Source organism: Billgrantia sulfidoxydans (assembly GCF_017868775.1).
Classification (GTDB): Bacteria; Pseudomonadota; Gammaproteobacteria; order Pseudomonadales; family Halomonadaceae; genus Halomonas; species Halomonas sulfidoxydans.
Genome location: NZ_CP053381.1, coordinates 3,658,051 through 3,671,975 on the forward strand (window position 1 = coordinate 3,658,051; position 13,925 = coordinate 3,671,975).

The 13,925-nt window shown below is 67.4% G+C and carries 12 protein-coding genes; 6 read left to right on the forward strand and 6 right to left on the reverse strand.

Features of this window, described 5'->3' with window-relative positions; genetic code table 11:
- Nucleotides 1–82: 82 nt before the first annotated feature.
- The gene (locus tag HNO51_RS16840) at nt 83–1,582 is read right to left on the reverse strand and encodes a CoA-acylating methylmalonate-semialdehyde dehydrogenase (protein ID WP_209537932.1); all 1,500 of its coding nucleotides are present in this window, start codon (nt 1,580–1,582) and stop codon (nt 83–85) included.
- A gap of 212 nt (nt 1,583–1,794) precedes the next feature.
- Here HNO51_RS16840 and HNO51_RS16845 point away from each other — a divergent pair, with 212 nt between their 5' ends.
- Nucleotides 1,795–2,736 carry a LysR family transcriptional regulator gene (locus tag HNO51_RS16845; protein ID WP_209537933.1) on the forward strand — a complete coding sequence of 314 codons (942 nt, stop codon included), beginning with the start codon at nt 1,795–1,797 and terminating at the stop codon, nt 2,734–2,736.
- 20 nt (nt 2,737–2,756) lie between these two features.
- On the opposite strand, the gene kynU is transcribed toward HNO51_RS16845, so the two are convergent.
- From kynU to HNO51_RS16870, 5 genes are all read right to left on the reverse strand, one after another.
- The gene (kynU, locus tag HNO51_RS16850) at nt 2,757–4,013 is read right to left on the reverse strand and encodes a kynureninase (protein WP_209537934.1); all 1,257 of its coding nucleotides are present in this window, start codon (nt 4,011–4,013) and stop codon (nt 2,757–2,759) included.
- 59 nt (nt 4,014–4,072) lie between these two features.
- Nucleotides 4,073–4,705, reverse strand: a complete 633-nt coding sequence (gene kynB, locus HNO51_RS16855; protein WP_209537935.1) for an arylformamidase — start codon at nt 4,703–4,705, stop codon at nt 4,073–4,075.
- A complete protein-coding gene (kynA, locus tag HNO51_RS16860; RefSeq protein ID WP_209537936.1) occupies nt 4,702–5,574 on the reverse strand; it encodes a tryptophan 2,3-dioxygenase in 873 nt (290 codons plus the stop codon). Before kynA ends, kynB begins: the two co-directional genes overlap by 4 nt.
- A gap of 98 nt (nt 5,575–5,672) precedes the next feature.
- Nucleotides 5,673–7,151: a protein adenylyltransferase SelO gene (locus HNO51_RS16865; protein ID WP_209537937.1), complete on the reverse strand. Its 1,479-nt coding sequence runs from the start codon at nt 7,149–7,151 to the stop codon at nt 5,673–5,675.
- An 88-nt stretch (nt 7,152–7,239) separates the two neighbouring features.
- On the reverse strand, nt 7,240–7,923 hold the full coding sequence (locus tag HNO51_RS16870) for a GntR family transcriptional regulator (RefSeq protein WP_209537938.1): 684 nt from the start codon (nt 7,921–7,923) through the stop codon (nt 7,240–7,242).
- Nucleotides 7,924–8,093: 170 nt separating this feature from the next.
- Between HNO51_RS16870 and dctP the strand changes: the two genes are divergently transcribed.
- The 5 genes from dctP to HNO51_RS16895 all read left to right on the forward strand — a co-directional run bounded on the left by dctP (nt 8,094) and on the right by HNO51_RS16895 (nt 13,923).
- Nucleotides 8,094–9,098 (forward strand): TRAP transporter substrate-binding protein DctP, encoded by a 1,005-nt coding sequence (gene dctP, locus HNO51_RS16875; RefSeq protein WP_197448405.1) that lies wholly within the window; start codon nt 8,094–8,096, stop codon nt 9,096–9,098.
- A gap of 79 nt (nt 9,099–9,177) precedes the next feature.
- The gene (locus HNO51_RS16880; RefSeq protein WP_330932868.1) at nt 9,178–9,693 is read left to right on the forward strand and encodes a TRAP transporter small permease subunit; all 516 of its coding nucleotides are present in this window, start codon (nt 9,178–9,180) and stop codon (nt 9,691–9,693) included.
- A 2-nt stretch (nt 9,694–9,695) separates the two neighbouring features.
- Nucleotides 9,696–11,030: a TRAP transporter large permease gene (locus HNO51_RS16885; protein WP_197448407.1), complete on the forward strand. Its 1,335-nt coding sequence runs from the start codon at nt 9,696–9,698 to the stop codon at nt 11,028–11,030.
- Between the two features lie 14 nt (nt 11,031–11,044).
- Complete coding sequence (locus HNO51_RS16890) at nt 11,045–12,409, forward strand: malonyl-CoA decarboxylase (RefSeq protein WP_197448408.1); 1,365 nt, start codon at nt 11,045–11,047, stop codon at nt 12,407–12,409.
- Nucleotides 12,406–13,923, forward strand: a complete 1,518-nt coding sequence (locus tag HNO51_RS16895; RefSeq protein WP_197448409.1) for a malonate--CoA ligase — start codon at nt 12,406–12,408, stop codon at nt 13,921–13,923. The genes HNO51_RS16890 and HNO51_RS16895 overlap by 4 nt, the downstream gene beginning before the upstream one ends.
- Nucleotides 13,924–13,925: the final 2 nt, after the last annotated feature.

Consider the following 13,925-nt stretch of genomic DNA (forward strand, 5'->3'; position numbering starts at 1 on the left):
ACTTGCTGCAAAAAACACTTAGCCATTATAAACGCAAGCGCCCCCGCAACGAGGGCGGGGGCGCTTGATCACCCGGGTCAGGTCAGCTCAGCGATATCGTGCTATTGATACCGCTGGAGACGTTCTCGGGTTCGAACCAGCGCGCGGTGACGGTCTTGGTCTGGGTCCAGAACTGGATCGCCTGCTTGCCGTTGGGGCCCAGGTCACCGAGCTTGGAGCCGCGCGAGCCGGTGAAGCTGAAGTAGGCCACCGGCACCGGGATCGGCACGTTGATACCGACTTGGCCGACATCGATGTCGGTCTCGAAGCGGCGCGCCACCCAGCCGGAGTTGGTGAAGATTGAGGTGCCGTTGCCGTTGGGGTTGGCATTGATGAACTCGATCGCCTCATCCAGGGTATCGACGCTGACCACGCACAGCACCGGGCCGAAGATCTCCTCGCGGTAGATGGTCATCTCCGGCTTGACGTCGGCGAACACGGTGGCACCGACGAAGTTGCCGTCCGGGTAGCCCTCCACCTGACAGCCGCGGCCGTCGACCAGCAGCCTGGCGCCCTCTTTCTCGCCGGCGTCGATCAGGCGCACCACGCGATCGCGGGCAGCCTTGGAGATCAGCGGGCCGAGGTCGGCGTCGCGCTGGGTGCCCGGCCCCACCTTCATGTTGCGCGCCCCCTCGACGATATCGTCGAGCCAGGCCTTGGCCTCGCCCACCAGCACCACCACCGAGTTGGCCATGCAGCGCTGGCCGGCAGCTCCGAAGGCGGAGCCCAGCAGGTTGTTGATGGCCTGGCTGCGGTTGGCGTCGGGCATCACCACGCAGTGGTTCTTGGCCCCCATCATCGACTGCACCCGCTTGCCTGCCTCGGAGGCGCGGCGGTAGATGTGGGTGCCCACGTGGGTGGAGCCGATGAAGGAGAGCGCCTTGATGTCGGGGTGGTCGCAGATCTGGTTGGCCACGTCGGGGCCGCCGTGCACCACGTTGAGCACCCCAGCCGGCACGCCCGCCTCGTGGGCCAGCTCGACCAGGCGCATGGTGGAACTGGGGTCCTGCTCGGAGGGCTTGAGCACGAAGGTGTTGCCGGCGGCGATGGCCAGCGGGAACATGAAGCAGGGCAGCATGATCGGGAAGTTGAAGGCGGTGATGCCGGCGCCCACGCCCAGCGGCTGATTGAGGGTGTAGACGTCGACCTCGTTGGCCGCGTTCTCGGCCAGCTCGCCGAGCTGCAGCGAGGTGATCGAACAGGCGTGCTCCACCACCTCCAGGCCGCGGCCTACCTCGCCGGCAGCGTCGGGCAGTGTCTTGCCGTGTTCCTCGGTGATCAGCGCGGCAAGCTCCTCGGTATGTTCGCGAATCAGCGCCTGGAACTTGAGCATGATGCGCATGCGCTTGGCCAGCGGGGTCTTGCGCCACTCCTTGAACGCGGCCTTGGCGCTGGCCACGGCGCGATCGACCTCCTCGGCGGTGCAGAACGGCACACGCGCCACCACTTCCTGGGTGGCGGGGTTGATCACGTCGCGCCACTCCTGGCTCTGGGACGGGACGGCCTGGCCGTCGATGTACATGGATATCTCGCGTACGGACATGGCGATGCTCCTGGTTTGTCGTTGTAAACCGGCTGGTTCCGGGAGCGCTGAAGATGGAACCATTCAGCGCCGCCTTAGACTTTCTGTGTATAAAAACACGAAGTGCGATGAATTCGAGTCTATAGAGCCGTCCTGCGGCATGACAACGGGCACTTCTTCACAAGATTTGTGCAACAATGCACAACCCGACACGCCGCAGCGCAGGTGGCCCCGTGCTCGACTGGCAGGACATCCAGATTTTCCTCGAAGTGGCGCGCAGCCAGCGGCTCATCGACGCCGCTCGGCGCCTGGGCCTGGATCACTCCACGCTGTCGCGCCGTACCCGTCGCTTCGAGCAGAAACTCAATACCCAGCTCTTCGAGCGTAGCACCCATGGCTACCACCTGACCGAAGCCGGCCAGCAGCTGCTCGCCCACGCCGAGGAGATGGCGCGCCACGCCTTCGAGGCGGGCGAGAGCCTGGCCGACAAGAACCGCCAGCTCAGCGGCCAGATTCGCCTGGGCGTGACCGAAGGCTTCGGTACCTGGGTGATCGCCCCGCTGCTCGCCGCCTTCTGCGAGCGCCACCCGGGCATCACCCTGGACCTGCTGGCCCTGCCGCGGGTGGTCAACCTGAGCCGTCACGAGGCCGACCTGGCGATCACCGTGGAGCGCCCGGCAAGCCAGGGGCTGGTCATCTCGCGGCTGTGCGACTACCGTCTGAGGCTCTACGGCAGCGAGAGCTACTTCCGCCGTCACGGCCGCCCCACGCGGCTCGACGAGCTGGGCCAGCATCGGCTGATCGGCTACGTCGACGACCTGATCTTCAGCGAGCAGCTCAGCTACCTCGACCCGCTGCTCGACCCGGCAGTAGTGGGCCAGCCGGGGCCGCACTTCTCGATTCGCAGCACCAGCGTCACCACCCAGCACGCCGCCGCCTTGCAGGGGGCAGGGCTCGCCGTGCTGCCGTGCTTCATGGCCGAGACCGGAGACCGGCTCGAGAGCGTGCTGAACGATGACGTGAAGATCGTGCGCCAGTTCTGGATCACCTCACGCCAGGAGCAGCGCCGCCTGGCGCGGGTGCGGCTACTGTGGGACTTCCTGCGCGAGGCGCTGGAGGCCAATCGGGCGCTGCTGATGGGCGAGGCGCGGGAGCTGGTGCTGCCCAGCGCCTGAGCTCCACTACCCAGCCGCGCTCACGTCACCGCCCCGCGCTGCTGAAAGCGCGGGGCCAGATACTCGCCTGCGCTCAGCACCTCACGCAGATGCCGCGCCGCCTGCCAGACGTCCTCATGGCTCAGGTAGAGCGGCGCGAAACCGAAGCGCATCAGCCCCGGCTCGCGGTAGTCGCCGATCACGCCGCGCTCTATCAGCGCCTGGACGATGGCATAGCCAGGGTTCGGGGCGTTGGAAGAGCCATGGTTCGACACCACCAATCCTACCTGGCTGCCGCGCTGAGCCTCCGGCGGCGTGATGTCACTGATGCCATGCTCGTCCAGGCAGCCACTCAGCGACTCGCGAAACAGCTCAATCAAGCGTTGGCTCTTGTGGCGTAGCGCAGCGAGATCCACCTCCTGCCACAGGGTCAGCGATGCTTCCAGCGCTGCGAAGGCGAGGGGCGAATGGGTACCGGTGCGGAATTGCGAGATGCCTGGCGCCGGCGCGTAGTCGGCTTCGAAGGCGAACGGCGCCGCGTGCCCCAGCCAGCCCGACAGGGGCTGCCAGCCCCGGTTCTGACAGTCACGCCGCACGTAGAGAAAGGCCGGCGCGCCGGGGCCGCCGTTGAGGTACTTGTAGGTACAGCCCACCGCGTAGCGCACGCCGCAGGCGGCGAGGTTCACCGGCAGCGCGCCGGCCGAGTGGGCCAGGTCCCAGACGACCTCGGCGCCGCTGGCATGGACCTGACGGGTGATCGCCGCCATGTCGCGCAGGCGCCCGGTGCGATAGTGCACGTGGCTGAGCACCACCGCCGCCACCCGCTCGTCGAGGTACGCCTCCAGCGCTGCCCCTTCCGGCACGACCCGGTGCTCGAAGCCGCCGAAGCGACAGAAGCCCTGGGCGATGTAGCCGTCGGTGGGAAAGTTGCCCCCTTCACTGAGAATCACCGGCCGCGCCCGTCCCTGTCCCTCGGTGATATAGCCCAGCAGCTTGTAGAGGTTGTGGGTGATGGTGTCGCTCACCAGCACCTCGCCCGGCGCGGCGCCGAGCAGCGGCGCCAGCCGGTCGCCGAGCCGCTCGGGGGCGTCGAACCAGCCCTGGTTCCAGCCCTGGATCAACGAGTCGCGCCACTGCGCCATCAGCGCTTCGACGGCCTCGGCAGCAGCCACGGGCTGGGCACCCAGGGAGTTGCCGTCGAGATAGATCGCCCCCTCCGGCAGCGCGAAACGTGACTTGAAAGTCGCCAGCGGGTCCTGGCGGTCCAGCTCACGGACATCATCGAGAGTCAGGGGCATGATCGGCTCCGGCAAGGGGAAACAAGGATCGGGAAGCGGCGATCAACCAGCTCACGCCGCTAGCCTTCCAGCTCGCGCAGAATGGCGCGCACCGGCGCGGCATCGGCCCCGGCCAGTTTCAGCGGTAGGGCGACCAGCTCGTAATGGCCCGGCGGTACCGCATCCAGCACCAGCCCTTCGAGGATTGCCATGCCGTGGTGCCGCACCCGATGGTGCGCCAGCAGTGCACTTTCCACTTCGGGATCGAGCGAAGGCGCATCCACGCCGATCAGCCTGGCACCACGCTCGGCCAGCAGGTCGATGCTCTCCGGCGCGAGAGTGGTGAAGTCGCTGCGCCATTCCTCGTGAGGGAAACGCGCCCAGGTGCGTAGCAGCACCCGTTCGACGCTTTTCGGCAGCACCGGCAGCAGGTGCTCGGGACGTACCGTCGGTACCGCATGGCGCAGGTCCAGCACCACGCAGGGGCCGATGTAGCGGGTCAGGTCCACCTCATCGATCGGCTGGCCGTCGGCCGCGTAGTGGCTCGGCGCGTCGGCATGACTGCCGGTGTGGGTGGAGAGCGTCAGGCGCGAGACGTTGACCGGACAGTGCTCACCGAGCACCCAGCTCGGCTCGCGGGCGAAGGCCGTATCGCCCGGCCACACCGGCATGCCGGGGCGCAGCGGCTGGGAGATGTCATGGAGCCGGCTCACGAGGCGCCCTCCTCGAGGGTGGTGCGCACCGACCACAGCTCGGGGAAGAACTGCAGGTCCAGCGCCTTGGCGAGATACGAGGCCCCGCCGGTGCCGCCGGTACCGGGTTTCTGGCCGATGATGCGCTCCACGGTCTTCAAGTGGCTGAAGCGCCACTGCTGAAAGTGATACTCGGTATCGACGAGTTTCTCGGCCAGCTCATAGAGCTCCCAGTGACGCCCGACATCGCGATAGATATCCGCCCAGGCCTGCTCCACCTCGGTGCTGGGCCGGTAGGGCTCCGACCAATCGCGTTCGATCACCGACTCGGGAAGGGCGAAGCCGCGCCGCGCCAGCAGCTGAAGGGTAATGTCGTAGAGGCTGGGCGCATGCAGCACTTCGCGGAGCCGCTGATAATGCGCCGGATGCCGACGGTGCACCTCGACCATCGCTGCATTCTTGTTGCCGAGCAGGAACTCCAGCTCGCGATACTGGAAGGACTGGAAGCCCGAGCTCTGGCCCAGGCTGTCGCGAAAGCGTGCGTAGTCGGCCGGCGTCATGGTCACCAGCACCTCCCAGGCGTTGATCATCTGTGCCTGGATCCGCGCCACCCGAGTGAGCATCTTGAACGCCGGGCGCAAGCGGTCGGCGGCGAGGTTGGCGGCGGCGGCATGGGCCTCATGCAGGCACTGCTTGAGCCACAGCTCGGAGACCTGATGGATGACGATGAACAGCATCTCGTCATGCTCCGCGGTACCCGGCTGCTGGGCCGACAGCAGCGGCCCCAACTGCAGGTATTCGCCGTAGCTCATCGGCTGGTCCCAGTGGACGCCCTCCTGCGAGAGGTCCAGCGCACCGCCGCGCGTCGCTTCGTTGCTCTGCCTGGTCATGGCCGCTCCGTCCTCTCCGGTTGTCTATCGACAGTGTACGAAGGACCAAGAAGAGGCACTACCTGCGGGGCCCTGCCAAGAAGGGCGCAGGACTCGGCTCAGGTCCCGCAGAAAGTACGGAACACCCGTTCGGTGGGCTCGGCCGGCCGCGTGTACTCCTCGCGCCCGGGCTGGTCGTCGAAGGGATGGGTGACGACTTCGAGCAGCGTCTCGAAGGGGCCGAAGTCGTTCTCGTCCATGGCCGCGGTGAGCGCCTGCTGTACGCGGTGGTTGCGCGGGATGAAGGCCGGGTTGGCCAGGCGCATCCGCCGCGCCCGTTCACCTTCGGTCCACAGATCCTGGGCGAGCCGCTGGCGCCAATCTTCTAGCCAGCCAGCGATCTCCTCCGGGCGTTCGAACAGCGCGATCAGCGAGGCTTCGGTCTCACGATTCTCGGCGGCGTCCGCCAGGCGGCGGAAGGTCAGGGTGAAGTCGGCACGCCCCCGGTGCATGACCGCCAGCAGCGCCTCGGCCAGTGCCTTGTCGCCGGGCTGTGCCCGCTCCAGGCCGAGTTTGGCCCGCATCACCGCGAGCCACTCCTCTTCGTAGCGCTCCGGAAAACGCTGCAGCAGTTCGGTGGCAAGCTCAATCGCCCGGTCGGTGTCGTCGTCGATTAGCGGCAGCAGGGTTTCGGCCAGCCGCGCCAGGTTCCACTGGGCGATCCACGGCTGGTTGGCGTAGGCGTAGCGACCGCCTTCGTCGATGGAGCTGAACACCATCTGCGGGTCGTACTGCTCCATGAAGGCGCAGGGCCCGAAGTCGATGGTCTCGCCGGAGATCGAGGTATTGTCGGTATTCATCACGCCGTGGATGAAGCCGACACCCATCCACTTGGCGATCAACCCCGCCTGGCGTGCCTGTACCGCTTCCAGCAGGCCCAGGTAGCGCTCGCCACCCTCACGCTTGGCGAGTTCAGGATAGTGGCGCTCGATGGCGTGATCGGCCAGCTCGCGCAAGCCGTCGATGTCGCCGCGGGCGGCGAAGTACTGGAAGGTGCCGACGCGGATATGGCTGGCCGCCACCCGGGTGAGGATGGCGCCCGGTTCGGGGATGCCGCGCACCACGTGTTCGCCGGTGGTCACCGCGGCGAGCGCCCGGGTAGAGGGAATGCCCATGGCGTGCATCGCCTCGCTGACCAGGTACTCGCGCAGCACCGGGCCCAGCGGCGCACGCCCATCGCCGCCGCGGGAGAACGGCGTGCGCCCGGCGCCCTTGAGCTGGATGTCGCGCAGCCGGCCGTCGCGGTCGGCCACCTCGCCGAGCAGCACCGCCCGGCCGTCGCCCAGCTGCGGTACGAAGCCGCCGAACTGGTGCCCGGCATAGGCCTGGGCCAGCGGCTCGGCACCGCGCGGCACCACGTTGCCGGAGAACCACACCGCCGCTTCTTCGGCGTCGAAGGCGGCCAGATCGAAACCAAGCGCTTCCGCCAACGGCCGGTTGAAGGCGATCAGCCGTGGCTCGCGCACGGGTACCGGTTCGAAGAGCGCGTAGAAGCGCTCCGGCAGGTGGGCATAGCGAAGGGTGAAAGGGGGAAACATGACGGCTCCACTGGCATTCCTGCCCGTCACTTTAGGCGGACGCAGCACGAAAATCGAGCGCGCGCCCCACGCCCCTCGCCCGCGCCGCTCAGCCGGTGGCGCTGGCGGGGTTCTCGAACGCGCGGATGCTGGCGACGAAATCACTGAAGCGCTCGCCCTGGATCAGCACGTGATCGCGCAGGGCATGCTCCGCCGCGGCCGGGTCGCCGGCCTCGATGGCCGCCACCACGGCCCGGTGCTCGCGCAGCGAGCTGTGCATGCGCTGGCGTACCTGCAGCTGCAGGCGTCGGTAGGGCTTTAGCCGCTGCTTGAGCTGGCGCGCCTCGCCGAGCAGGAAACCGTTGTGGCTGGCGCGGTAGATGCAGTCGTGGAAGGCCTCGTTCTCGTAGTAGTACTCGTCGGTATCACCGGCCAGGGCGGCGGCCTCGCAGCGCTCCAGCGCCCCGCGCAGCTCGGCCAGCTCCGCGTCGCTGATGCGCCGTGCCGCCAGGCGCCCGCACATGCCCTCCAGCTCGGCCATGACCTCGAACATCTCGATCAGCTGGTCGATGCCCACCCGCGCCACGAAAGTGCCCTTCTTCGGTGTGACCGTGACCAGCCCGCTGGCGACGAGCTGCTGGATCGCCTCGCGCACCGGCGTGCGCGAGACGTTGAACTCGCGGCCCAGCGCCTCGGGGTCGAGCCGCTCGCCGGGTGCCAGGCGTCCATTGATGATGGCGTTCTCCAGCGAATCGCGCAGGCGCTGCGCACTGGAGCGCTTGGGGCTGGTCATGGTCACCCTCCTTCCTTCATGCGGCTCGTGAACGGTTCTTCCTGCCGCCTTTTTACTGTAACGGATTTGACATGTGTATACGCAAGCGCTATTGAAGTATACATCAGCCAAGCTGATAAACATCACTAAGTCCTAACTCCTACATAAGAACAACCCTGTGGAGACGCCAAATGCAACGCCACAACACCCTAACCGCCTTCGCCGCCGCCCTCGGCCTGGCCATGGCCTTCAGCAGCGCCGCGTCCGCCAATACCGTGCTGCGCGCCTCGCATCAGTTCCCCGGCGGCCAGGGCGACGTCCGTGATGAAATGGTGCAGATGATGGCCCGCCAGGTGGCCGAGGCCGACGTCGGGCTCGAGATCCAGGTCCACCCCGGGCAGTCCCTGTTCAAGGCCGACGAACAGTGGGGCGCGCTGGTTCGCGGCCGCCTCGACATCACCTCCCTGCCGCTCGACTACGCCAGCGGCCGCCACCCCGAGTTCTCCGCCACGCTGATGCCGGGGCTGGTGCGTAACCACGAACACGCCCAGCGGCTCAACGACTCCGAGTACATGGAGATGATCAAGGAGGTGATCCAGGAGGGAGGCGCTCGTGTGCTGGCCGACGCCTGGCTTTCGGGCGGCTTCGCCTCCAGCGAGCAGTGCATCACCTCGCCCGATACGGTGCAGGGACAGAACCTGCGCGCCGCCGGTCCCGCCTTCGAACAGATGCTGGAAGCGGCCGGGGCCTCGATCGCCTCGATGCCCTCCTCCGAGGTCTACACCGCCATGCAGACCGGCGTGCTGGACGCGGCCAACACCTCGTCGATGTCGTTCATCTCCTTCCGCCTCTACGAGCAGGTCGAGTGCCTGACCGAACCGGGCGACTATGCGCTGTGGTTCATGTACGAGCCGATCCTGATCTCGGAACAGACCTGGCAGAAGCTCAACGAGGAGCAGCAACAGGCCTTGATCGAGGCGGGCCAGGCCGCCGAGGAGTACTTCGCCGCCGAAGCCGCCGCCATCGACCAGGAGATGGTGGAGGTGTACGAGGAGAACGGCGTCGAGGTGGTGCGCATGAGCGAGGAGGACTACAACGCCTGGCTCGAGATCGCCCGCGAGACCTCGTACAAGAACTTCGCCGAGAACGTGCCCAACGGCCAGGCGATCATCGATGCGGCCCTCGCCGTGGAGTGACGCCCCACCCTTCCCCACGTGAGCCGGGCCACCCGCAACGGGTGGCCCCCGTTTCGATCCCCGGGAGGACTGCATGGCCATGGCCCACTCTCAACCCCTCGCACAACGCTACGGCGCCGTCGGCGCCTACATCGGCCTGATGGACCGGTTCTCTCGCCTGCTGGCCTACGTGGCGGGCGTGTTGTTCATCGCCGGCGTCACGGTCATCTGCCAAATGGTCTTCGTGCGCTACGTGCTCGGCATGAGCACCAGTTGGCAGACCGAATTCACCGTGCTCGCGGTCACCGCCGCCATGCTGCTGGGCAGCCCCTACGTGCTGATGACCGGCGGCCACGTGGCGATCACTATCCTGCCGGATGCCCTGGGCGGCTTCGCGCGCCGGCTGATGCAACTGACCGCCGCGCTGTGCGGCCTCGCCTTCTGCGCCGCCCTGGCCTTCGCCGCGTGGGTCTACGTGTGGGAGGCCTGGGAGGGCGGCTGGACCACCGGCACGGTGTGGAACCCGCCGCTGTGGCCCGGGCTGGTGCCGATGGCCGTCGGCGCCACCCAGCTGTCATTGCAGTACGTGGCCGAAATCCTGCGCGGGGAGGGCTGAGCATGGATCCGACTACGCTGGGCATCATCGTCGCCGTCGCCCTGATCGTGCTGATGGCGATCGGCACGCCCATCGCCTTCGCCCTGGGCGGCGTCTCGCTGCTGGCGCTGATCTACGACCGCGGCCTGCCCGAACTCATCTACTTCGGCGAGACCTTCTTCGACCGCATCGCCGAGTTCGGCTTCGTCGCCATCCCCATGTTCATCCTGATGGGTGCCGCCGTGGCCTCGTCGCCCACCGGACGCGACCTGTATCGCTCGCTGGATTTGTGGATGGGGCGGCTGCCGGGCGGCCTGGCCGTCTCCAACATCGGCGCCTGCACCATCTTCTCCGCCCTCTCCGGCTCGTCGCCAGCCACCTGCGCCGCCATCGGCAAGATGGGCATCCCCGAAATGCGCACCCGCGGCTACCCCGACGGCGTAGCGGCGGGCTGCATCGCCGCCGGCGGTACGCTGGGGATATTGATACCGCCCTCGGTGACCATGATCATCTACGGCATCTCCACCGAGACCTCGATCGGCCGGCTGTTCATCGCCGGGGTCATGCCGGGCTTCATGCTCGCCGGGCTGTTCATGGCCTGGACCATGATCGCCTGCAAGCTGGCCGGGGGCTACGCCAATCCGATGGCCCAGGCCGCCGCCCAGGTGAAGCGCAACGTGCGCGAGAACCTCGACGCCAACGCCAAGGCGATGATCCGGGTGCTGCCCTTCCTGGCGGTGGTCGGCGGCATCCTGTTCGCGCTCTACGGTGGCGTGGCCACGCCCTCCGAGGCCGCCGGCGTGGGCGCCTTCCTGTGCCTGGCGCTGGCGGTGATCATCTACCGCATGTGGCAGGTCGGGCCGATCAAGCTGATCATGCGCGACTCGCTGCGCGAAAGCGTGATGATCATGCTGGTGATCGCCTGCGCCGAGGTGTTCGCCTACGCCCTCTCCTCGCTGTTCATCACCCAGACCGTAGCCGGCGCCATCGCCGAGATGGAGGTCAACCGCTGGGTGCTGATGGGCGTGATCAACCTGTTCCTGCTGGTGGCCGGCTTCTTCCTGCCGCCGGTGGCGGTGATCGTGATGACCGCGCCGATCCTGCTGCCGATCATCCTCGCCGCCGACTTCGATCCCTACTGGTTCGCGGTGATCCTCACCATCAACCTGGAGATCGGCCTGATCACCCCACCGGTGGGGCTCAACCTGTTCATCATCAAGGGCATCGCACCGGACATCTCGCTGCGCAACATCCTGATGGGCAGCCTGCCCTACGCCCTGTGCATGGTGCTCGGGATCCTGCTGCTGTGCTTCTTCCCGGGCATCGCCCTGTGGCTGCCCGACCTGATCATGGGCTGACGGAGAGAGCCATCATGAACATGACCTTCCTGCAGGAGCTGTTCAACAGCATCACCCAGCGTGATGCGCGGCTATGGCGCCGGCAGGGCGAGTTCACCGCGCCCGACCACGCCCAGCTGCTCGACGCCTGTCGGGAGCTGCTGGAGAGCGACGGCGAAGCCTCGAGCATCAGCCTGGCCAGCCGCGCCCTCACCATGTACCACCGGCTGACGGAAGACGAGCGCACGCGTTTCTTCGAGGGGCTGGCCAGCGACTTCGCCGCCGAGCCGGCGCGCATCGACGCCGCCTACGAGGCCTATCGCGAGCAGCGCGACAACCCCAGCCTGCACGCGCTGTTCGAGGCCTGCGAGCCGCGCCGCCAGGAGCTGTTCCGACGCCTCAACCTGGCCAGCGACGGCACCCATGCGCTGGTGCGCATGCGCGAAGGGCTGCTCGAACGCATCCGCGAGCGCCCCGAACTCGACGCCATCGATGCCGACTTCGCCCATCTGTTCGGCTCCTGGTTCAATCGCGGTTTCCTGATGCTCAAGCGCATCGACTGGAACACCCCGGCCTCGATCCTGGAGAAGATCATTCGCTACGAGGCGGTGCACGAGATTCGCGACTGGGACGACCTGCGCCGGCGCCTCGACGCCCGCGACCGGCGCTGCTTCGCCTTCTTTCATCCGGCCATCGGCGACGAACCGCTGATCTTCGTCGAGGTGGCGCTGTGCAAGGGCCTGCCCGACCGCATCCAGCCCATCCTCTCGGGGGAGAGCGCCGGCGAGCGCGACATCGACGACCCCGAGGCCGCCGACAGCGCCGCCTTCTTCGGCATCAGCAACTGCCAGACCGGCCTGCGCGGCATCTCCTTCGGCAACTTCCTGATCAAGCAGGTGGTGCAGGAGCTCAAGCTGGAGCTGCCGCAGCTCAAGCACTTCGTCACGCTCTCGCCGGTGCCGGGCTTCGCCCACTGGCTCGCCGAGCGACGCGACGACGAGGGGCTGCCCGACGAGCTGCGCCAGGTGCTGCATGAGCTCGACGCCCCCGACTGGCACCTCGACCCGGCCCGCAGCGAGCGCCTCAAGGCGGTGGTCAAGCCGCTGGCCGCCCGCTACCTGGTCGAAGAGAAGAATGCCCGCGGCCTGCCGCTCAACCCGGTGGCCCGCTTTCACCTCGGCAACGGCGCCGAGCTGCACCGCGTCAACTGGCTCGGCGACACCTCGCCCAAGGGGGTGAAGCAGGCCGCCGGACTGATGGTCAACTATCTCTACGTGCTCGACGACATCGAGCGCAACCACGAGAACTACACGGCCAACGCCACCGTGGCCTGCTCCAACGAGGTCCGCGACCTCAACCGCCGCGCCCGGAAGATGGCCAAGGGAGAGCCCGCCAAATGAGTCACAACCTCTTCGAAACCTTCGCCGCCCGCATGCGCGACCGCGGCGATGCCGACTTCATCACCACTCGCGAAGGCCGCCGCTACTCCTACCAGGATGCGCTGGCGGCGAGCGCCCGCCTGGCCGGCGCCCTGGTCGCGCTGGGCGTGACCCCCGGCGACCGGGTCGCGGTACAGGTCGACAAGAGCCCCGAGGCGATCCTGCTCTACCTCGCCTGCCTGCGCATGGGCGGCGTCTACCTGCCGCTCAATACCGGCTACACCGCCGACGAGATCCGCTACTTCCTCGGTGACGCCGAGCCGGCGCTGTTCGTGTGCCGCCCCGCAGCACTGGAGGAGGCCCGCAAGGTGGCCGCCGAGACCGGCTGCCCGGCGGTGGAGGCGCTCGGCATCGATGCCGACGGCAGCCTGATGGCGCGGGCCGAGCGCGCCGAGCCGTTCACCGACATCGAGCCGCGGGACCACGACGACCTGGCCGCGATCCTTTATACCTCGGGCACCACCGGGCGCTCCAAGGGCGCCATGCTCACCCATCGCAACCTGGGCTCCAACGCCACCACGCTGAAGGAAGCCTGGCGCTTCAGCGCCGAGGATCGCCTGATCCACGCGCTGCCCATCTTCCATACCCACGGCCTGTTCGTCGGCTGCAACGTCACCCTGATGGCCGGCTCAAGCATGCTGTTCCTGCCCAAGTTCGATGCCGACGTGATCTTCGACGAGATGCCACGCGGCACGGTGCTGATGGGTGTGCCGACCTTCTACACCCGCCTGGTCGCCGATGAGCGCCTCACGCCCGAGGCCACCGCCCACATGCGCCTGTTCGTCTCCGGCTCCGCCCCGCTCACCGCCGAGACCCACCAGGCGTTCCAGGCCAAGACCGGCCACGCCATTCTTGAACGCTACGGCATGACCGAGACCAACATGAACCTCTCCAACCCCTACGACGGCGAGCGTCGCGCCGGCACCGTAGGCAAGCCGCTGCCGGGGGTGGAGTACCGCATCACCGACCGCGAGACCCACCAGCCGGTGCCTCAGGGCGAGATCGGTATGCTCGAGATCCGCGGCCCCAATGTCTTCATCGGCTACTGGCGCATGCCCGAGAAGACCCGCGAGGAACTGCTCGACGACGGCTTCTTCGTCACCGGCGACCTGGCCATGGTCGACGAGTTGGGCTACGTGCACATCGTCGGGCGCGACAAGGACCTGGTGATTTCGGGCGGCTACAACGTCTACCCCAAGGAGGTCGAGCAGGTGATCGACGAGCTGGAGGGAGTGGTGGAATCGGCGGTCATCGGCCTGCCCCACCCCGACTTTGGCGAGGGCGTAACCGCCGTGGTGGTGACGGAGCCCGGCACCGCGATGGAAGAGCAGCAGGTGCTCGACCATCTCGAGGGGCGGCTGGCAAAGTACAAGCAGCCCAAGCGGGTGTTCTTCGCCGACTCCCTGCCGCGCAATACCATGGGCAAGGTGCAGAAGAACGAGCTGCGCAAGCGCTACCAGGACACCTACCGCTGAGA